This is a genomic window from Streptomyces sp. NBC_00370 (assembly GCF_036084755.1).
Classification (GTDB): Bacteria; Actinomycetota; Actinomycetes; order Streptomycetales; family Streptomycetaceae; genus Streptomyces.
The window spans coordinates 7,943,872-7,962,959 of the sequence record NZ_CP107968.1 but is presented as its reverse complement, the minus strand read 5'-3'; the positions used below and the strand labels follow the sequence as shown (position 1 = coordinate 7,962,959).

General features: G+C 72.0%; 16 protein-coding genes. 7 read left to right on the top strand and 9 right to left on the bottom strand.

Annotated features, from left to right (window positions below):
• Window positions 1–13: 13 nt before the first annotated feature.
• The 4 genes from OHS57_RS34850 to OHS57_RS34835 all read right to left on the bottom strand — a co-directional run bounded on the left by OHS57_RS34850 (window position 14) and on the right by OHS57_RS34835 (window position 4,003).
• On the bottom strand, window positions 14–1,111 hold the full coding sequence (locus OHS57_RS34850; RefSeq protein WP_328584538.1) for an FAD-dependent oxidoreductase: 1,098 nt from the start codon (window positions 1,109–1,111) through the stop codon (window positions 14–16).
• Window positions 1,112–1,152: 41 nt separating this feature from the next.
• Entirely contained in the window at window positions 1,153–2,181 is a 1,029-nt protein-coding gene (locus tag OHS57_RS34845) for an ABC transporter substrate-binding protein (RefSeq protein WP_328584537.1), read from the bottom strand.
• A 65-nt stretch (window positions 2,182–2,246) separates the two neighbouring features.
• Complete coding sequence (locus tag OHS57_RS34840) at window positions 2,247–3,020, bottom strand: amino acid ABC transporter ATP-binding protein (protein ID WP_041994497.1); 774 nt, start codon at window positions 3,018–3,020, stop codon at window positions 2,247–2,249.
• A complete protein-coding gene (locus OHS57_RS34835) occupies window positions 3,017–4,003 on the bottom strand; it encodes an amino acid ABC transporter permease (protein ID WP_041994495.1) in 987 nt (328 codons plus the stop codon). Before OHS57_RS34835 ends, OHS57_RS34840 begins: the two co-directional genes overlap by 4 nt.
• Window positions 4,004–4,497: 494 nt before the next feature.
• Here OHS57_RS34835 and OHS57_RS34830 point away from each other — a divergent pair, with 494 nt between their 5' ends.
• Together OHS57_RS34830 and metX are read left to right on the top strand one after the other, a co-directional pair.
• On the top strand, window positions 4,498–5,811 hold the full coding sequence (locus OHS57_RS34830; RefSeq protein ID WP_328584536.1) for a bifunctional o-acetylhomoserine/o-acetylserine sulfhydrylase: 1,314 nt from the start codon (window positions 4,498–4,500) through the stop codon (window positions 5,809–5,811).
• 29 nt (window positions 5,812–5,840) lie between these two features.
• Entirely contained in the window at window positions 5,841–6,983 is a 1,143-nt protein-coding gene (gene metX, locus OHS57_RS34825; protein WP_443043119.1) for a homoserine O-acetyltransferase MetX, read from the top strand.
• A gap of 28 nt (window positions 6,984–7,011) precedes the next feature.
• Here metX and OHS57_RS34820 read toward each other — a convergent pair whose 3' ends face one another.
• The gene (locus OHS57_RS34820; protein ID WP_328584535.1) at window positions 7,012–7,785 is read right to left on the bottom strand and encodes a response regulator; all 774 of its coding nucleotides are present in this window, start codon (window positions 7,783–7,785) and stop codon (window positions 7,012–7,014) included.
• 140 nt (window positions 7,786–7,925) lie between these two features.
• Here OHS57_RS34820 and OHS57_RS34815 point away from each other — a divergent pair, with 140 nt between their 5' ends.
• The gene (locus OHS57_RS34815) at window positions 7,926–9,497 is read left to right on the top strand and encodes a sensor histidine kinase (RefSeq protein WP_328584534.1); all 1,572 of its coding nucleotides are present in this window, start codon (window positions 7,926–7,928) and stop codon (window positions 9,495–9,497) included.
• On the opposite strand, the gene OHS57_RS34810 is transcribed toward OHS57_RS34815, so the two are convergent.
• Complete coding sequence (locus tag OHS57_RS34810; protein ID WP_328584533.1) at window positions 9,475–10,509, bottom strand: PP2C family protein-serine/threonine phosphatase; 1,035 nt, start codon at window positions 10,507–10,509, stop codon at window positions 9,475–9,477. The two genes, OHS57_RS34815 and OHS57_RS34810, sit on opposite strands and share 23 nt — an antisense overlap.
• A gap of 303 nt (window positions 10,510–10,812) precedes the next feature.
• Here OHS57_RS34810 and OHS57_RS34805 point away from each other — a divergent pair, with 303 nt between their 5' ends.
• The 3 genes from OHS57_RS34805 (at window position 10,813) to OHS57_RS34795 (ending at window position 12,993) form a co-directional block, all read left to right on the top strand.
• Window positions 10,813–11,190: a nuclear transport factor 2 family protein gene (locus OHS57_RS34805; RefSeq protein WP_443043018.1), complete on the top strand. Its 378-nt coding sequence runs from the start codon at window positions 10,813–10,815 to the stop codon at window positions 11,188–11,190.
• A 54-nt stretch (window positions 11,191–11,244) separates the two neighbouring features.
• Entirely contained in the window at window positions 11,245–11,877 is a 633-nt protein-coding gene (locus tag OHS57_RS34800) for a GNAT family N-acetyltransferase (protein WP_041994486.1), read from the top strand.
• Between the two features lie 81 nt (window positions 11,878–11,958).
• Window positions 11,959–12,993 carry an SCO7460 family lipoprotein gene (locus tag OHS57_RS34795; protein WP_328584532.1) on the top strand — a complete coding sequence of 345 codons (1,035 nt, stop codon included), beginning with the start codon at window positions 11,959–11,961 and terminating at the stop codon, window positions 12,991–12,993.
• A 36-nt stretch (window positions 12,994–13,029) separates the two neighbouring features.
• On the opposite strand, the gene OHS57_RS34790 is transcribed toward OHS57_RS34795, so the two are convergent.
• Window positions 13,030–13,620, bottom strand: a complete 591-nt coding sequence (locus OHS57_RS34790) for a TetR/AcrR family transcriptional regulator (RefSeq protein ID WP_328584531.1) — start codon at window positions 13,618–13,620, stop codon at window positions 13,030–13,032.
• Window positions 13,621–13,681: 61 nt separating this feature from the next.
• On the opposite strand from OHS57_RS34790, the gene OHS57_RS34785 reads away from it, so the two are divergent.
• Window positions 13,682–14,599: an oxidoreductase gene (locus OHS57_RS34785; RefSeq protein WP_328584530.1), complete on the top strand. Its 918-nt coding sequence runs from the start codon at window positions 13,682–13,684 to the stop codon at window positions 14,597–14,599.
• 39 nt (window positions 14,600–14,638) lie between these two features.
• Here the strand turns inward: OHS57_RS34785 and OHS57_RS34780 are convergent, their stop codons facing one another.
• Window positions 14,639–15,349 carry a DUF6193 family natural product biosynthesis protein gene (locus tag OHS57_RS34780; protein ID WP_328584529.1) on the bottom strand — a complete coding sequence of 237 codons (711 nt, stop codon included), beginning with the start codon at window positions 15,347–15,349 and terminating at the stop codon, window positions 14,639–14,641.
• Window positions 15,350–15,525: 176 nt separating this feature from the next.
• Window positions 15,526–19,023 carry a phosphodiester glycosidase family protein gene (locus OHS57_RS34775; RefSeq protein ID WP_328584528.1) on the bottom strand — a complete coding sequence of 1,166 codons (3,498 nt, stop codon included), beginning with the start codon at window positions 19,021–19,023 and terminating at the stop codon, window positions 15,526–15,528.
• Window positions 19,024–19,088 lie beyond the last annotated feature (65 nt).

The following is a 19,088-nucleotide window of genomic DNA, read 5'->3' as shown; positions in this document are numbered from 1 at the left end:
CTGCGCGCTGAGGTCAGCCGCTGTGCCTGCCGAGGGCGAACCGGCGGGAGCCGGGTTCGCCGTGGACGAGCCCTGCGGCGAGTTCGCCGATGACCGAGCCGAATTTGAAGCCGTGTCCCGAGAAGCCGGCGAGCACGGTGACGGGACCCGCCCGGTCGATGACGAAGTCGTGGTCGGGGGTGGTGGTGTAGAGACAGGTGGTGGCGGCCGGCGCGGTGGCGTCCACCCCGGGCAGCCACTTCGCCGCGTACTCCGCCAGGCGCTCGCGCGCCGCGGGGTCGACGGTACGGTCCCGGTGGTCCGGGTCGACGACGGGCCCCACTCCGTGGAATCCGGCTTTGACACCGTCCACACTACCCAGTCCGTAGACACCGCCGCCGACGGTCAGGCCCGCGCCCTCGTGGTGGATGAAGCTCGGCCAGTCGAGCGCGTCGGCCGCCGGGAAGTGCAGCGGCTGCTCCTGCGTGACGCGCATCGGCGGCAGGCCCGGTACGACGGGGCCCAGGGTGGCCGGTGCCCAGCCTCCCACGGCGCACACGACGGCGTCCGCCGCGAATGTCTCCTGCTGGTCGGTGACCAATTCCACACCGCCACCGCGGTGGGTCAGCGAGGTGACGCGTACGCCGTGCCGGATCTCGGCGCCCTTCAGCTCGGCGGCCCGCTGGAGCGCCGCCACGGCCGCGTCGGCGTTCAGCCGTCCCGCCTCCGGGTGGAAGAGCGCCGTCGAGTCGGCCCGGATGCCGGGCCAGCGCTCGGCCGCGGCCTCCGGGCTCAGTGTCTCGCTCGGCCGGCCGGCCAGGGTGAGCACGTCGCGCAGCGCCGAGGTCGCCTGCTCGGGACCGTGGTCGACGCAGCCGGTGAGGGTCAGTACGGACGTCCCCGTCTCCTCCTCGAGCCGCTGCCACAGCGGCAGCGCCCGTACCGCGAGCGAGACGTAGAACGGGTCCGCGTAGGCGATGCGGAAGATCCGGGAGCTGCCGTGCGAGCTGCCCCGGTCGTGGCCCGGCCGGAACTGTTCCAGGAGGGTGACCCGGTCACCCCGTGCGGCGAGGTGCCAGGCCGCTGACGACCCCATGACACCGCCGCCGATGACGACTACCCGTCGTGCCATGGCGTTGTTCTCCTCTCGTGGCCCGGGGCCGTGCCCGCGGACTACGAGTCGGTCTTCGGGAGTCCGGGCGGGTTGACCTTCGACGTGGGCACCGCCTCGTTGTCCAGGTGCCAGGCGTCGAGCCACTTGTCGTACTGACCGTTCTTGATCAGATAGTTGATCGCCTCGGACAGCGGCTTGGCAAGTCCGCTGTCCTTCTTGGTGGTCGCGCAGATCAGCCCCTGGAGGGTGGCGCCGGCGCCGGAGTACGTGCCGGCGCTGCGGGTGGCCTTGGGCGTCTTCGCCGTCTGCACGGTGTGGTAGGCGACGCTCGGGTTCGGTGCGAAGTAGGCGTCGATCCGGCCGGAGGCCAGCGCGAGATACGTGCTGTTGCTCTCCTGGAAGTACTTGACGGTGAGCTTCTTCCCCTCCGCCTTGAGCTGGTCCCGCCAGTGCAGCAGGATCCGCTCCTGGTTGGTGCCCGCGCCCACGGCGACCGTCTTGCCTGCCAGGCTGCGGTAGGTGCCGTCGAAGTTCCAGGTGCTGTCCTTGACCACCTCGAAGCCGAGGTTGTCCTGCCGGTAGCAGGCGAAGTCGTACTTCTGCTTGCGCTCCTCGGTGTCGGTGATGTTGGAGAAGCCGACGTCGCTCTTGCCGCTGTCGATGCCCACGAACAGGTTGTCCCAGGTGGCGTTGGCGAGCACGGGCTTGAGCCCGAAGACCGCGGCGACGAGCCTGCCGAGGTCCGGCTCCGAGCCGGTCAGGGTCTTCTGGTCGTTGCCGGTGTAGCCGAGCGGCGGCGAGCCGGACGGCAGCAGGCCGAGACCGATGGTCAGTTCGCCGCGCTTCACCAGGTCCTTGGGGAGTCCTGCGCGGATGGACGCCACTTCGGGGACGGTGAGCGTGGTCTCCCGCGCCGCGCCGTTGGAGAGCGCGCCGATGACGACCTTCCCCTTGGCACCGGCGCCGGCGGCGGACGAGCCCGCGTCGGAGACGCTGTCGCTGCCGCAGGCGGCGAGGCCGGTGGCCATGGCGGCGACGGCCGCTGCGGCGGCGGCACTCCGGAAGAGTCTGGAACGGGTCTGCGGCATGATGATCCTCGGTCGGTTCAGTTGGAGCTCGGTGGACGGGGAAGGTCGGTCGGGGGCGGCGGGGTTCACAGCACGCGGCTCAGGAACTCCCGGGTCCTCGGATGCTGCGGATTGCCCAACACCTCGTCGGGGGTGCCCTGTTCGAGAATGCGGCCGCCGTCGATGAAGACGACCAGGTCGGCCACCTCGCGGGCGAAGCCGATCTCGTGGGTGACGACGATCAGCGTCGTACCACCGGTGGCGAGATCCTTGATCACGGCCAGCACCTCCCCGACGAGTTCGGGGTCGAGGGCCGAGGTGGGTTCGTCGAAGAGGATGACGCCGGGCTCCAGGGCGAGCGCCCGGGCGATGGCCACCCGCTGCTGCTGGCCGCCGGACAGCTGCCGCGGGTAGGCGTCGGCCTTGTCGCCGAGCCCCACCCGCTCCAGCAGGGTCCGCGCCAGCTCCTGGGCCTGCGGACGGCTCTTGCGCCGGGTCGCCACCGGGGCCGCTGCGACGTTGTCCAGCACGGTCAGGTGCGGGAAGAGGTTGAAGTTCTGGAAGACGAAGCCGATCCGGCTGCGCTGGGCGAGGATCGCCCGTTCGCTGATCTCCTTGAGCCGGCCGCCCTGGTGGCGTACGCCGATCGGCTCGCCGTTCACACTGACATACCCGATGTCGAGCTTCTCCAGGTGGTTGACGGCCCGGAGCAGTGTGGACTTGCCGGACCCCGACGGCCCGATGATCACGGTGACCTGTCCCGGCAGGACGGTGAGATCGACGTCCGTCAGCACCCGGTGCGTGCCGTACCACTTGTGCGCCCCGTGGATCTCCACGGCCGCGGGTGTCACGCTCGTCATGTCGCTGATCCGATCTCGATGCGGGCGCGCAACGCCTTGATGCCGGCGCGTAGTTTCTGCAGCGGGGTCGGCGGTACGGTCCGCAGCGCGCCGCGGGAGTAGTACCGCTCCACGTAGTACTGGACGACCGAGACGACGCTGGTCAGGATCACGTACCAGAGCGTCGCCACCATCAGCAGCGGCACGATGTCGCCGGGGTAGGTGCTGCCCATGCTCTGCACCTGGCCGAAGAGGTCCAGCAGGGAGACGTAGAAGACCAGTGAGGTGCTTTTGATCAGCCCGATCAGCTGGTTCACGTAGGACGGCACGATCGCCCTGAGCGCCTGCGGGAAGACGATCCGGGTGAACTGGTAGCCCTTGGGCAGCCCCAGCGCGGACGCCGCTTCGTGCTGGCCCTGGTCGACGGAGAGCACACCGGCCCTGACCACCTCGGCGGCGTAGGCGGCCTCGTTGAGGCTGAGTCCGACGATCGCCACCACCATGTCGGTGGCGAGGCTCGACTCGCTGAAGTGGACGAAGCCGGGGCCGAAGGGGATGCCGAGGCTCAGTGTCTTGTACAGGGCGCTCACGTTGTAGAGGAAGAGCAGCACGACGATCAGCGGGATGGACCGGAAGAGCCAGATGTACACCCACGCGACCGAGCGCAGCACCGGGCTCTTCGAGAGCCGGCCCAGGGCGAGCACCACCCCGCCGAGCAGGCCGAGCACCGCGCTCCAGGCGGCGACCTTGAGGGTGATCAGCAGCCCGTCGAGGATCACCGGGCGCAGGAACCAGTAGCCGAACCTGTCCCATTGGTAGAACGGGTTGGTCACCAGGCCGTGCACGGCCTGCGCGACGACCACCAGCACGATCGCCGTGAGGATCCACCGCCACGGGTGGCGCAGTCCGACGACGCGCTGGGCGGCGAGATCGGCGCTCTCGGCGGCCGGTTGCCCGGGCGGGGTCTGCGGGGCGTCGACCACGGGGGCGGAAGGCTCGGTCATGGGGCGCCACCCGGAACATGAGCGCGGGTGTCACGAAGGGTGGGCACAGGGAACTCCCGGAACGGTACGGCGGAGCGGCACACCGCAAACCACGCGCGTCGTCGCGCACGGCCGACGGCGGCCTCAGAGGTGGTGGCAGCCCGGGGTGCGGGCGCGGCAGAGTCCCGGAGCCCCGCGGTCACGACAGGGGGCTCGACGGGTTTCGGACAGGAAGTGCCGTCCCCCACCGCAGAGTTCGGGGGACGGGAGATACGTCAGTGGGTGTGACAGGCGGTGCTGGTGACCAGCATGTGGTCGACCACACGGCGGTGTGTCAGAACAACGGTCCGCGACATGGGCAGGAGCATGGCACCGTGGCCGGAACCGGTCAAGGATTGTTCAGGATCGGGCCGCAGACGAAACGATCCAGACATGTGTTGCGGCCGCATTGCGGATTCATGGCCATACCGGCCGCGGCCTTTCGCCGCTCCCGGGCGACTTCTACCGTCCTGCACATGAGCCAGCCCGCCGACTTCGCCAAGTGGTCCTTCGAGACCAAGCAGATCCACGCGGGCGCCGAGCCCGACCCGACGACCGGGGCCCGCGCGGTGCCGATCTACCAGACCACGTCGTTCGTCTTCAAGGACACCCAGCACGCGGCGGACCTGTTCTCCCTCGCCGAACCGGGCAACATCTACACCCGGATCCACAACCCGACCCAGGATGTCCTGGAGCAGCGGATCGCCGCCCTGGAGGGCGGGGTCGCCGCTGTCGCCGTCGCCTCGGGCCAGGCGGCCGAGACGCTGGCGATCCTCACCCTGGCCCGCGCCGGTGACCACATCGTCTCCAGCACGTCCCTGTACGGCGGCACGTACAACCTGCTGCGCCACACACTGCCCCGCTTCGGCATCGAGGTGTCCTTCGTCGACGACCCGGACGACATCGACGCCTGGCGCGCCGCCGTCCGGCCCAACACCAAGGCGCTGTTCGCCGAGACGCTGGGCAATCCCCGGGGCAACGTCCTCGACGTACGGGCCGTGGCGGACGCGGCGCACGACGCCGGCCTGCCGCTGATCGTCGACAACACCGTGCCGACCCCGTTCCTGCTGCGGCCGATCGAGCACGGCGCCGACATCGTCGTCCACTCGGCGACCAAGTTCCTCGGCGGGCACGGCACGACCATCGGCGGTGTGGTCGTGGACGGCGGCACCTTCGACTTCGGCGCGCACGCCGAGCGCTTCGCCGACTTCCACTCCCCCGACCCGAGTTACCACGGGCTGCGCTACTGGCCCGACCTCGGGCCCGGCGCCTTCGCGGTGAAGCTCCGCGTCCAACTGCTGCGCGACATCGGCCCCGCGCTCTCCCCGCACTCGGCGTTCCTGCTGCTGCAGGGTGTCGAGACGCTGAGTCTGCGCGTGGAGCGGCACACCGCCAACGCCCTTGCCCTGGCGCAGTGGCTGGAGCAGCGCGACGAGGTCTCCGCCGTCCATTACCCCGGGCTTGAGTCCAACCGCTGGTACGAGGCGGGGCAGCGCTATCTGCCGCGCGGCGCGGGCGCCGTCCTCGCGTTCGAGCTGCGGGACGGGGTGGAGGCGGGCAAGCGGTTCGTCGACGCCGTCGAGCTGTTCAGCCATCTCGCCAACATCGGCGATGTGCGCAGCCTGATCATCCATCCGGCCTCGACGACCCACAGCCAGCTGGACGAGGAGCAGTTGACCGCGACGGGGACCTCACCCGGTCTGGTCCGGCTGTCGGTGGGTCTGGAGAGCGTGGACGACCTCAAGGCCGATCTGGAGTCGGGGTTCCGGGCGGCCAAGGCGGCGTCCTGAAAGCGGAGTCAGCACCGGGCACCCTCCCCCTGCCACGGCCGCCGGCCAGCGGGGCCTGGCAGGAGGGGGATCCGCCGGGCCGCCGGGCTTGGGTGAGCCTGCCGGATCCGCTGCCGCTGGAGGCGGGCGGGCTGCTTCCCGGGGTACGGCTCGCCTACGAGACGTGGGGCGAACTCGCCCCTGACCGGTCGAACGCGGTGCTGGTCCTGCACGCGCTGACCGGCGACAGCCATCTCGCGGGCCCCGCAGGACCCGGGCATCCCACGGACGGCTGGTGGGACGCGCTGGTCGGTCCGGGCCGACCACTCGACACGGACCGGTGGTTCGTGGTCGCCCCCAATGTGCTGGGCGGCTGCCAGGGCAGTACCGGACCCGCTTCGCCGCGGCCCGGCGGCGGCCGCTGGGGCGGCTCCTTCCCGTATCTGACCCAGCGCGACCAGGTGGCCGCAGAGGCGGGGCTCGCCGACGCGCTGGGCATCAGCCGGTGGGCCGCCGTCATCGGCGGCTCCATGGGGGGCATGCGCGCGCTGGAATGGGCGGTGAGCCGCCCGGAGCGTACGGGGTCACTGCTGGTCCTGGCGTGCCCGGCGGCCGCCTCGGCCGACCAGATCGCCTGGGGCGCGGTGCAGTTGGCCGCGATCCGGTCGGACCCCGGCTGGCGGGGCGGTGACTACCACGACGCCCCGGCCGGTGAGGGGCCGCAGGCCGGTCTCGGTCTCGCCCGGCGCGTCGCGCATGTGACGTACCGCAGCGAGGCGGAACTGGCCGCCCGGTTCGGCGGCGCCCCGCAGCCGGGTGAGGACCCCTGGCGGGGCGGGCGTTACCAGGTGGAGTCGTATCTCGACCATCACGCGGCGAAGCTGGTGCGCCGCTTCGACGCAGGCAGCTATGTGGTGCTCACGGAGGCGATGAACGGCCATGACATCGGCCGGGGCCGCGGCGGTGTGCCGGCGGCGCTGCGCCGGGTCACGATGCCCGCGCTGATCGCCGGCGTCGACTCCGACCGGCTCTACCCGCTCGCCCAACAAGCCGCCCTGGCCGAGCAGATACCCGGCGCGGGGCGGCTGCGGGTGGTCCGCTCGCCGTACGGACACGACGGCTTCCTCGTGGAGACCGGCCAGGTCGGCGCGCTGGTGGCGGAGTTGCTCGGCTCGCGCGTACCCCCGCGGTGAGCGGACCGGTCCGAGGTCGTGTCCCCCTTCAGCGCTGGTCCTTCGGGCGGGGCGAAGGCGCCGCCGTGTCGAGGAAGAACGCGTCGATGCCCTGGACCGAGTCGATGAACTCGTCGAGGTTGACCGGCTTGGTGACATACGCGTTGGCGTGCTGCCGGTAGGCGTCCTCGATGTCGTCAGGGGCGGCCGACGTGGTGAGCACCACCACCGGGATGCTGCCGAGCAGCGGATCGTCCTTCAGGACGGCGAGCAGCTCCCTGCCGTTCATCCGGGGCATGTTGAGATCGAGGACGATCAGGTCGGGGCGCGCGTTCGCCGGGTCACGGAGGTATTCGAGCGCGGCCACCCCGTCGTCGGCGCGGGCGATGGTGCGGGCCATGCCGCGTTCGACCAGGGCGTCCTCGATCAGCATCGCGTCCGCCGGATCGTCGTCCACGAGGAGCACGGTGTACGGACGGTCGGGGGCGTAGGCGTTCATGGCGGGGCTCCTGCTGTCGGGGACGGGCAGTGGACGGGTGGCGGGTTGTGCGGTGAAGACCAGACCGGGCCAGCGTCTGCGGGCCCCCTGCCTGCTGATGCCCCAGGCGGTGCCGAGCTGCGGATAGCCCGCGCCCGCCCGCACGGCCTCGGCCGCTTCCTCTCTGGCGCAGCGCTCGACGGCCCGGTCGAGATAGGCGAGGACGCGGAGCCGGCCGAGCGGTCCGCCTTCTTCGGCCAGCCGCCGGGCGAGCTCGGTCACGGCTCTCTCGGCGGATGCGGTCAGCTCGTCGTGGTCAGGACGAACGGTGAGGTCGCGGGCCATGCCCGTACCCTACGGGCGATACGCCCCCGTGACAACAAACGTTGTCGGACGACGGTACGCTGTGCCGCCGGAGCGGTCCGGATCACGGGAGCCGCCCGGATCACGGCCGGTATCCGTCATACCTGGAGAAGAGAAGCGCAGTGGGCACCGTAGAAGTCCAGGCCACGTCCCCGGCCGTCGCCGAGCGCGCGCCCCGGCCAGCGCCGGGACCCACCGGGTGGACCACCCGGCGCTGGCTGAGTGTCGGCGCGAGCGCCGCGCTGTCGGTGCTCCTGGTGCTCGGGGTCTGCGGCGCGTGGATCTTCGCGCACTCCTCGACGATCAACAACCGTCTGGTCGAACGGAGTTCACCCGCCCTGATCACCTCGGTGCGGCTGGAGAGCGCGCTGGTGAACCAGGAGACGGGCATCCGCGGCTACGGCATGACGGGCCGGGCCGACTTCCTCACGCCCTACCGCGACGGGCTCGCCCAGCAGCGCACGGCGGAGCGCCAGCTCACGGCGCTCGACGGTGACGACACCGCGGCCGCGGCCGATCTGGCCGCCGTGCACCGCTACGCGGCGCGCTGGCAGGCCCTGGTCGCCGAGCCCGTCGCCACGGCCGCCGATCCGGTGAAGGTGGCCACCGAGCGCGCCGAGGGGGGCAAGCAGGCCTTCGACACGGTCCGCGCCGCGCTCGCCACCCAGCAGCGGCATCTGCAGGCCGAACGGGTCGAGGCGCGCGGCGATCTGGAGGACGCCCGGTCCCTGCGCAACTGGACCTTCCTCGCCATCGCCGCGGTCATCCTCGCGCTCACCGGTCTGGTCTTCGTCGGGCTGCGCAGGGGCGTGACCACCCATGTGGACCGGCTGTCGGCCGAGGTCCGCCTGGTGGCCGGCGGTGACTTCGACCATCCGGTCACCGAGTCGGGCCCCGCCGATCTGCGGCTGCTCGCGCGGGACGTCGAGTCCATGCGCCGCAGGCTCGCCGACGAACTGGCCTTCAGCGACGAGGCGCAGCACCATCTCAGCGAGCAGACCGACGAACTGCGCCGGTCCAACTCCGAACTGGAACAGTTCGCCTACGTCGCGTCCCACGACCTCCAGGAGCCGCTGCGGAAGGTGGCCAGCTTCTGCCAGCTGCTGGAGCGGCGGTACGGGGCCCAACTCGACGACCGGGCCCGGCAGTACATCGCCTTCGCCGTGGACGGCGCCAACCGTATGCAGGGCCTGATCAACGATCTGCTGGCGTTCTCCCGGGTGGGCAGGCTGCTCACCGATCACGTCGCCGTCGACCTGGCGGCGCTGTTCGACCGTACCGTCGACTCGCTCGGCATGGCGATCGAGGAGTCCGGCACCGTCGTCACCCATGACCCGCTGCCGACCGTGCACGGCGAACCGACCCAACTCGGCATGCTGCTGCAGAACCTGATCGGCAACGCGGTCAAGTTCCGCTCCCCCGACCGGTCTCCGGTGGTCCATGTGGGTGCGCGCCGTACCGGGGAGAGCTGGGAGTTCTCCGTGTCGGACAACGGCATCGGGATCGAGGAGGAGTACCGGGAGCGGGTCTTCGTCATCTTCCAGCGGCTGCACACCCGGGAGCAGTACACCGGCAACGGCATCGGTCTGGCGCTGTGCAAGAAGATCGTGGAGTACCACGGCGGTGTCATCGGCATCGACCAGGAACACTCCCCCGGCACGCGGGTGGTGTTCACACTCCCGGACGCTCGATGAGCAGCAGGGCTGCGTCGTCGTCGAGACGGCCGCCGTTGTGCTGGAGCAGTTCTTCGTGCAGCACGTCCAGTGTGCTGTCGAACGGGTCGGCGCAGTGCTTCTGGAGCTGCTCGTCGAGCGGGAAGAACGTGCCCGTGTCGTCGCGCGCCTCCGTCACACCGTCCGTGTAGAGGAGCAGCCGGTCCCCCGGCGCGAAGTCGACGGTGTCCAGGGTGGGCTCGGCGTCAGCGAGGTCCAGGAGCCCCAGCGGCGGTACGGGCGAGCTGGGTTCCAGGGCGCACACGGTCCGCCGGTGCACCAGCAGGGGCAGTACATGGCCGCAGTTGACGATCTGGAGCTGTCCGGGACAGGGGAAGCCGGTCAGGACCGCCGTGACGAAGTCGTCCCCCTCCAGATTGCGCCGGAGACTGTGCTCCATCCGCTGTACGACTCGGAGCAGGTCGGGTTCGTCGTACGCGGCCTCCCGGAACACTCCGAGGACCAGGGCGGCCGTACTGACCGCCTGGAGCCCCTTGCCCCGTACGTCGGCCACCAGGGCGCGCGGCCCGTAGGGCGTCTGGACCACGCCGTAGAGGTCGCCGCCCACAGTGGCCTCGGTGGCGGCCGCCGTGTAGTGCACGGAGAGCCGCAGCGGCCCGACCTCTTCGGGCACCGGCGCGAGAATGGCTTCCTGGGCCGCCTCCGCGACCGATCGGACCGCGACCAGTTCCCGCTCGCGGCGCTGGCGCAGCGCGCTCAGCCAGGCGCTCACCACCGTGACCACGGCGACGCCGGAGAGCACGGGCGCCTGGAACGCCACACTGGGTGAGCCGCTGCGCTCGCCGAGCAGGACGCCGAGGACGATCGAGAAGACGCCGAAGGCGACGACCGTACGCGGTCCGTGCCGGGCGGCTGCCAGGGACGGCGCGGCGGCGAGCATCGAGAGCCAGCGCAGGCCGGGCCCCGCGGCGACGGCGATCACACTGACCACCGCGGTGAAGACGAACGGCAGGATCGCCGCGGCACGGCTCACCCAGGCCCCCGGCGGCAGAGGTCTCGCCACGTGGTCGTGGCCCGCTCGGAATACCTGGATACGTGCCATGTCACAGCCCCACGTACTTGGGTACTCAGCAGGCTACCCCCGCTAAGGGCGATCCGCCGGGGGCGGCAACGGCGCGGGCGGGCGGCGGGCGCGATGCCATTACCCGTGACGTAATCGACCGGTGCGGCCGGGCCCGGCATCGTTGCGGTCACCGGGGATCGACCGGCGCACTCCGGCCGATCCCCGGTGATCCGATCCGCCATCCCTTATCGATGCCGTTGGAGGCTGATTTCCATGTCGGTTAACCGTTACGAGACCGCCGTCGCCCGCTACTTCGAGGCCTGGAACGCGACGTCCGATGCGGCGCGCGCCACGGCGGTGGGTGCCGCGTGGCACGAGGACGGCGGATACGTCGACCCGCTCGCCGAGGTCACCGGCCACGGCCCCATCGCCGAGCTGATCGGCGGGGCGCAGGCGCAGTTCCCCGGTCACGCGTTCCGGCTGACCGGCGCCGTGGACGGCCATCACGACACGGCGCGCTTCAGCTGGGAGCTGGTCTCGCTCGCCGACGGCGCGGCGCCGGTGGCGGGCTCCGACGTCGTCACGCTGGCCGCCGACGGCCGGATCGTCAGTGTGCTCGGCTTCCTCGACCGGGTGCCCGCCGTCGCCTGACAAGGGGCGGAACACAGTTGTGGGAGCGCTCCCGGTTCGGGCACGATGCCTGGCATGCCCATCACCTCAGCCACGGTCAGGGCCTACCGGCCCACCGACCGGGCAGCGCTCCACGACATCTGCGTACGCACCGCTCACGAAGGCGGCGACTCCCGGCACCTCTATCCGGACCCGGATCTGATGCCGAGCATCTTCGCCGCGCCGTACGCGGTGCTCGAACCCGACCTGACCTTCGTGCTGGACGACGGCGGTGGCCGGGCCGTCGGCTATGTCCTCGGGACGGCGGACACCACCGCCTTCGTCGGCGCCTTCCGCGAGCGCTGGCTGCCGACGGTGGCCGACCGCTACCCACGGCCCGCCGGTGCGCCCTCCACGCCGAGCGAGGAGATGGCGGTCCTGCTGCACACGCCCGAGCGGATGATCCTGCCCGAGCTGGCCGGCTACCCCGCGCACCTGCACATCGATCTGCTGCCTGACTGGCAGCGCAAGGGTCACGGCCGCGCACTGATGAACGCGTTCCTGCGCGCCCTCCACGACAAGGGGGTGGGCGCCGTCCATCTGTCGATGGTGAGCGCCAACACCGCCGCCCGCGCCTTCTACGACCGGCTGGGGTTCCAGGTGATTCCGGTGCCCGACCCGGGGCCGCTCACCTTCCTCGGGCGCTCGACGGCGGGCGTTGTTGAGTAGTCGTACTCATCCGCACCGCCCCTGCCGCCTTCTATCGTCACGACGGACGAGAGCCGGGGGCGGCGGGGAGGGGCGGGCACCATGGGGGGATCAGGGGCGAGGTCGCACCGGGGACGGCGGGTGGGGGCGCGGCTGGGCGCGCTCACGCTGGCCCTGCTGGTCGGCGGATGCGGCGTGCTGGGCACCGGGGGCGACCGCAGGCACGCCGCCGAACTCGCGGACCGCCGGTATCCGGGCGTCCTGGACGTGGTCGCGGTGCGGACGCTGTTTCCGCAGGCGGCGGGGTCCGAGGTGAGTTTCGCCGTGGCCGACGACCCCGACGCGGTGGTCCGGCTGCGGATCGACGCGCACGCCGGGAGCTGCGAGGGAAAGGACTGCGCCGGCGCGCTGGACCGGGCGGTCGAGGAGGGCAGGGCGCAGGCCGTGGCGCTGCGCCGGATCACGTCGTCGTTCGCCGCGTGCGGGTATCCGGCGCTCGCCGTGGACCCGGGCCTCGGCCGGGTCTGGGTCGCCGCTTCGCCGACCGGCAGCACCGTGACCCGGGTGCTCGCCGAGGCAGGCGCCTGCGTACGGGCCTGGGCACCCGGCCGGGACGAGAACGGCGGCGCGACAGCGGTGACGTCGGTGTCGGTGCACCTGGTGTCCCCGGCGGTCGCCGCGCGGCTGCCCGCAGGGCACCCGTCCTGGCCGACGATGATGCGGCTGACCGACGGCAAACTGCTCACCGCGCTGTCGAAGCGCCCTTATTACACGGCGACCTACCCGGTACGGGACGGCGAGGTCGACCCGGACTCGGGCACGGCAGTGATCACCCGGCCGTACACGTACGAGAAGGCGTTCGGCGACACGGTCCAGAGGGAGGTCGGCGACCGGCTGCGCCGTACGTATCCGCGCGCCGAGGTCAGCACGTACCACGGCATCTGGCAGCTGGAGCCCGGCACGGTCGACCGGCTGAGGGGGTACGTGCTGTTCTGCGACGGGCCGAGGGCGGACGGCCGGCTCTGCATGGGCGATCACGCGGTCGCCGTCACGGCGGACCCGGAAGGACATCCTGTCGGGGGCTTCCGGGTGATCCGTGACATCGGAAGCGGCCCACTGCGGCTGCCACCGCTCTAGCAGCCGCCGGGCGGGGCCGTTCGGGCGTCGGGCGGCTCAGCGCGGGCGAAGACCCTCGACCAGCGTACGGACCGTGTCCGACACCAGTGTGTCGAGCGGCCTGTCGCCCGCCGTGCCGGTGGCGACGAGCACCGTCAGCCCCTGGAGCACGGCGAGGACCGTCATGTCGACCCGGCCGGTGGTGTCGGCGTCGATGTCCCCCCGCTCCCGCGCCTCGGCGAGCAGCGCGACCGGCGCGGCGAAGGCACGGTCGTTGGCGGCCCGCAGCCGCTCGTCCCAGCCGTCCTTGGGCGTGTGCATCAGCCCGATGAGCGCCCGGTGCTCCACGGCGAAGGTCACATACGCCTGCGCGAACGTGACCAGCCGCGCCGTGATGTCGCCCGTCGCCCCGGCGAGCGCCGCGTCCAGCCGCCGGCCGAGCCGGTCATAGCCCTCTTCGGCGAGGGCGTCCAGCAGGGCCCTCTTGTCGGCGAAGTGCCGGCGCGGCGCGCCGTGGCTGACTCCCACGTCACGGGCGAGTTCGCGCAGCGAAAGCCCCTCGACGCCGTGGGCGGCCAATGTCTGCTCCGCCTGGCGCAGCAGAGCGGTGCGCAGGTCGCCGTGGTGGTAGGGCCGAGGGGAGGTCACGTGGAGACCCTATCGCGATGTTGTCGTTGACTACAATGTTTTCATTGCCTACATTGGAGACATGAGCACTACGGCACACACTCCCTGGCATCTGGCCGATCTGCCGCCGCAGACCGGACGTACCGTGATCGTCACCGGCGCCGGCGGCGGGCTCGGACTGGAGACCGCGCGCGCCTTCGCGGGCGCCGGCGCCCATGTCGTCCTGGCCGTGCGAGGTGTCGACGCCGCGCTGCGGGCGAGCGCCGAGATCGACGGCAGCACCGAGGTGCGCTCCCTCGATCTCGCCGACCTCGCCTCGGTCCGCCGGTTCGCGACGGCGTGGGACCGCCCGGTCGACATCCTCGTCAACAACGCGGGCGTCGCCAACGTGCCGCTGCGCAGGACCGCCGACGGCTTCGAACTCCAGCTGGGCACCAACCATCTGGGCCATTTCGCGCTGACGAATCTGCTGCTGTCCCAGCTCACCGACCGCGTGGTCACCGTCGCTTCGAACGCGCACAAGGGGGCGACCTTCGACCTCGACGACCCGAACTGGGAGCACCGCCCCTACCGCGCGTCCGCCGCCTACGGACAGTCGAAGCTCGCCAATCTGCTCTTCACACTGGAGTTGCAGCGACGGCTGACGGAGGCCGGTTCCCCGCTGCTCGCGGTGGCCGCCCACCCCGGCGCCGCCACCACCGGCCTCAACCGCCATCTGGGCCCCGCCATGTCACTCGTGGCCGCGACGCTCGGCCGGCTGATGGCACAGAGCGGACCGGACGGCGCGCTGCCGGCGCTGTTCGCCGCGACACAGGAGATCCCGGGCGCCGGGTACGTCGGCCCCGACGGGCGCGGCGAGCAGCGCGGCCGCCCGACCCTCGTCGGACGCAGCGTCGTCGCACAGGACCACGCGCTGGCCCGGGAGGTGTGGACGCTGTCGGAGCGGCTGACGGCGACGGCGTTCCCGACGGCGCTGCCCGGCGAAAGGGCCACGGGGTGACGAAGGCCGGTCGGTGGGTCAGATTCGCGCGGGCGCGGGTCAGGCCGTACTGCCGCCCGGCCACCCTCCCTCGACGGCCGGGCCGGCGCCGGCGGGGATGTTCGCGGCCACCAGTGCCGCGGCCTCGCGAGCGGTGAGGCGGCTGCCGAGCACCCGTTCCGGTATCCGCAGTGGCGTCAGGACACGGTTCCACCGTCCGTCCACCGTCGGAGTCACCCGCGGAACCTCCTCGCGGAACGGGTCCTCGGTATTGCTGAGCAGGCTGAACCCGCCGTGCGACGGGAACGGGAAGAACACGCGCAGGGCCGGCTGCGCATACAGGGCCTCGGCCAGTTCGGCGTTGCCCAGCCTGATCACCGGCGAGCGTTCCAGGGTCAGCCGCCACGCCGTCGACACCACCCTTCCCGGGGGTGCCGCCTCCAGCGGGGTCGCCGCGAGCAACGTCCACTCGCTTCGCAATTCGGCGGTGGACGCGCCGTCACGCCAGGCGTGCAAAATGGCGGCGACCACGGCGAGGTCATCGGTGCTGCCGAAAGCACCCCACCGCCAGCCGGAGCGTGTGGAGATCTCGATACGGAACTCGCGTTCGTCGGTGTTGGTCGCGTAGACAGCGAACCGCGCCTCTCCACGCGCGCAGCAAGCGGCGACCGCGGGATCGAACCCCTCAACCGGATCCATCGGCTCGGCGCCGTCCCCGCGGCGAGCCGCCTCGCGATCCAGCGCCCCTCCCAGGCCGCCCGGCACGGTCACCTCCGGACAGAGAGCGCTCGACACACTGCGGGGACGTCTGTTCATGGACACACCGTAGGCAGTGGAGTTCAGGAGATGTGGGCGTAGGACCAAACGCACCAGGCGGCTCCGGTACTCCTCGGACACCGCACGGCGCGAGCGGGTCGCGTCGTACGGTGCCCGTGGCGAACCGCGGCTCAGGCGGCCGGTCTCCGTGCCACCTCGCCCGTCGCCGACGCCGCGATCCGGACGCGGGCCTGCCGGGTCACGCCGTCGACCGTGACGGCCAGCGTGACCGTGCCCGGCCGTAGCGCGGTCAGGGTGCCGCTCACCGGGTCGAAGACCGCCGTATGCCGACGGGCGGCTGCCGACCGGTCGCCCACGAGCAGATTCGGCGATCCGGTCCAGTCCGCGCTCATCGGGAAGGCGACCGGCACCTGCCTGCTGCCCTGAGTGACCGTCGCCGCGACCCGCGCCGTCCCGCCGGGAGCGAGGCTCTGCGGTGCGTCCAGTGCCAGCGCGTCGGTGTGGGCACGGGTCTGGACGGAGACCCAGTCAGGGCCGCCCTTCCACGGGGACAGCCGCGCCGCCGCCTGCTCGCCGCGCGAGACGTGGTCCACCCCGACCAGCGACCAGCCGGTGAAGCCGCCCTCGTCCACCGGGGCCGACGGCGCCTTGCCCGAGTTGCCGTTGATCAGATACGGCACCCCGTCGACGTGCGAGGCGTCGAACACACCGACATGGCCGCCGATCAGACCCGCGCCCTTGCCCGTCGTCCTGCGGAAGTCGGCCAGCCACTGCTCGACCAGGGCCGCCTCCTTCCGGTCGCCCAGCTCGCTGGCCTTCTGCACGGTGGGGTCACGCGGCGGTACGTGCTCGATCAGCATCACCGAGCCGACGCTGTTGTCCCGGGCCGCCGCGTCCAGTTGGGCCCGCAGCTCCGCGATCTGGTCGAAGCCGCCGCCCCGCAGGGTCAGGCTGGAGGTGTCGAGGGTGACGAAACGGGTCCCGGCGTGGTCGAACACCCGGTGGGCCGGGCCGAATTCGGCCGTGAAGTTGGCGACGGAGCCGCCCATCACCTCGTGGTTGCCCGGCACGTAGTACCAGGGCAGCGAGTCGCCCAGCTCCTCGGTCAGTACCTTCCTGGCGAAGGCCAGATCCTCCGGCGAGCCCTCGTCCACCAGGTCACCGTCGATCACGAGGAAGTCCGGCCGGGCGGCTTTGATCTCGCGCAGGGTGCGCCGGGCCTGCGCCACGATGGCGCTGTCCGGGTCGCGGGCGACGAACTGCGCGTCGGACATCACGGCGAACTGCCAGTCCCTGGCCTCGGTACCCGCCGCGGAGTCGATCAACGGGTCAGGGACACGCGGCTGTTCGGGCAGGTCGACGGTCGGCGGCAGCTGCGCCGTCAGATCGTCGATCTGGATCTCCCCGGTGTACTGGGCGGTTGCCGCGGTCTCGGCGAGATAGAAGCGGTACACACTCAGCGGCGTCGCCGCCCCCGGCGGCACGGCGAACGTCACCTGCTGCCAGCCGGTCCAGGTGATGTAGGGGCCCCGCAGCAGCTGGTCGGTGCCTGCCGCGTCCTTCAGATGCAGGGTGGGCCAGGCGCCGTGGCCGTCGCCCTTGATCCAGAGCTTGAAGGACTGCGGCTGGCCGGGTACGGCGATCTGCTGCGGCGGGCTCGCGTAGGCGGCCCGGGTCGCGGTGGACCGGGTGAAGTCGTAGGAGAGCGTGAGCCCGGTGCCGGTATGGCTCTCCGGCGCCGCCGCCACCGAACCGCTCGCCCTGGCCTGGCTGAACGTCCAGGACGCCGCGTCGTCGAAGCCGGACACCGGCTGCTCGTCGAGGCCGACGCTGACGGCGAGCACGGTCGTCGCACCGCCGGCCGTCGCGGTGATCTGCCCGGCGCCGCTGCCCGTCACGGACTTGACGGTGAACGAGCCCGCGCCGTCGTCGCTCACGGTGAACAGCGAGCGGTCGTAGTCCAGGCGTACGTCACGGGGTTCGACCGGCGCGCTGGTGCCGTGCGCGTCGAGCCCGACGATGCCGAAGGTGCCGGTCGCCGAGGCGTCGGCGAGGCCGACCCGCTGGGTGGTCGGCCGGATCCGGGCGAGCTTGTCCAGCACCGTCAACTCCGTGCTGCCGTGCGCCTGTCCGCGCTCGGCACGCACCTCGGTCGTACCGCCGGACCGCGCGGTGAACACACCGTGGCTGTCGACCCGGCCCACCGTGGAGCGGCCGGTGTCCCAGCGCGGGACACCGGCCGCCGGTCCGTACGTCTCGTCGTACCCGGCGGCCGTGAGCTGCCGGGACAGCCCGGGGAAGACCCGCTCGGGGTGGCCGCCCGCGACGGGGTCGACGGTCGGCGCGTCCCCGGCCGGGGTGGCGGTCCCGACCCAGAAGCCCTTCAGCCGGCCGCTGCCGTCCGGGGCCGTGAGGGCGAGGCCGTTGGGTACGGTCCGCTCGCTCCCGTCCGACGGGCTGTTCTCCAACCGCAGGGCGTCACTGCCCGGTTCACGGGCGACGAGGGTGGACGAGCCGCCGCCGTCGAGGTTGATCGCGCTGTACGAACCGGCCTTCTTCATCATCAGGCCGAGTTCGGTGAGGGTGACCCCCGCGCTGTCGGCCTGCCGCCCGTCCACGGTGAGCACCTGCATCGTGCTGCCGTCGCGGGAGAACCCGACGGCGGTGCGGGGCGCCGCCGTGTTGTTGCCCTCGCCCTCGTGGCTCTGCGCCGCGCCGTCCACGACGAGCAGTTCACGGCCGCCGACCGCGGTGCGGGGTACGGGTCCGCTGTCGGTGCGCGGCCGGTAGGCGAGCGAGACCGGATCGCCGGGCCGCAGGGCGGCGAGCGCCTGGGCGCCCGCCTCGCGGCCGACGAGGACGGTGGTGCCGTCCGCGATCGGCCCCGAGCCCGGCTCACCGGTCACGGACACGACCTCGCCGTCCCGTACGAACGCCTCGGCCACGGGCGTCGCGGTGTCCACGGTCAGCGCCCGGTCGGCCTGCCCCCACCCTTGCGTGTACGCGCCGATGCCGCCGGCGGGCACGTTGGCCGCGTTGTAGCCGGCGAGCGGGAGCCGGCCCGACGGCAGGGTCAGGGTGCCGTCGAAGTAGAGCCGCAGGATGCGCCCCGCAGCGCCCGGGCCGAGGCCGACGGCCTGGTTCGCACCGGGGGCCGGCGACTGGACGAGTGCGCCGTCCTGGACGCCGGGGCCCTCGGGCGCGCCCGTCTGGTTGATGTCGAAGAAGTCCGCGTTGATCGCCGCGACGGTCCGCCGGCCCCGGCCGGCGTTGTGCCGCGCGGCGAGTTCGGAGACCGTACGGCGGTCCGAGACCGCGCCCGACGAGAGGTAGTCGGCCCGCGCACCGGTGCCTTCGAGGTTCACGTCGAGCGCGTCGACCCGCAGCCACTTGTCGGATTCGAGCCGGTCGTACGAGCTGAGCCGGATGCCGGGGGCGACCGGCCGCGAGCTGCGCGCCGTTTCGATGCCGTCGCCGTCGGCGACCGCTCTCGGCGCTCCGCCGGCGGCACTCGCGGGCGGCGGCGCCACGGGGCGCAGTACCTCGGCGGACGAATAGGGACGGGGGTCGGGGTCGGAATCGGCGAAGGACGGGGAAATGGCCCCCGCCGTCAGGGCGGTCACCGCCGCGAACAGCACGGCGGACCTGCCGGCAATGCCTGGGCCCACAAGTTCTCCTGGAATGAGCTGGGTTACGCCCCTAGGCCAGACCAGATGCGGATGGCCTAGCAAGC

Excerpts from the sequence above, each read along its gene's own strand:
- OHS57_RS34805 (WP_443043018.1), top strand. The coding sequence starts at position 10,813 with ATGTCGGTTAACCGTTACGAGACCGCCGTCGCCCGCTACTTCGAGGCC.
- OHS57_RS34795 (WP_328584532.1), top strand. The coding sequence starts at position 11,959 with ATGGGGGGATCAGGGGCGAGGTCGCACCGGGGACGGCGGGTGGGGGCG.
- OHS57_RS34800 (WP_041994486.1), top strand. The coding sequence starts at position 11,245 with ATGCCCATCACCTCAGCCACGGTCAGGGCCTACCGGCCCACCGACCGG.
- OHS57_RS34785 (WP_328584530.1), top strand. The coding sequence starts at position 13,682 with ATGAGCACTACGGCACACACTCCCTGGCATCTGGCCGATCTGCCGCCG.
- OHS57_RS34845 (WP_328584537.1), bottom strand. The coding sequence starts at position 2,181 with ATGCCGCAGACCCGTTCCAGACTCTTCCGGAGTGCCGCCGCCGCAGCG.
- OHS57_RS34830 (WP_328584536.1), top strand. The coding sequence starts at position 4,498 with ATGAGCCAGCCCGCCGACTTCGCCAAGTGGTCCTTCGAGACCAAGCAG.
- OHS57_RS34840 (WP_041994497.1), bottom strand. The coding sequence starts at position 3,020 with ATGACGAGCGTGACACCCGCGGCCGTGGAGATCCACGGGGCGCACAAG.
- OHS57_RS34850 (WP_328584538.1), bottom strand. The coding sequence starts at position 1,111 with ATGGCACGACGGGTAGTCGTCATCGGCGGCGGTGTCATGGGGTCGTCA.
- OHS57_RS34835 (WP_041994495.1), bottom strand. The coding sequence starts at position 4,003 with ATGACCGAGCCTTCCGCCCCCGTGGTCGACGCCCCGCAGACCCCGCCC.
- OHS57_RS34820 (WP_328584535.1), bottom strand. The coding sequence starts at position 7,785 with ATGGCCCGCGACCTCACCGTTCGTCCTGACCACGACGAGCTGACCGCA.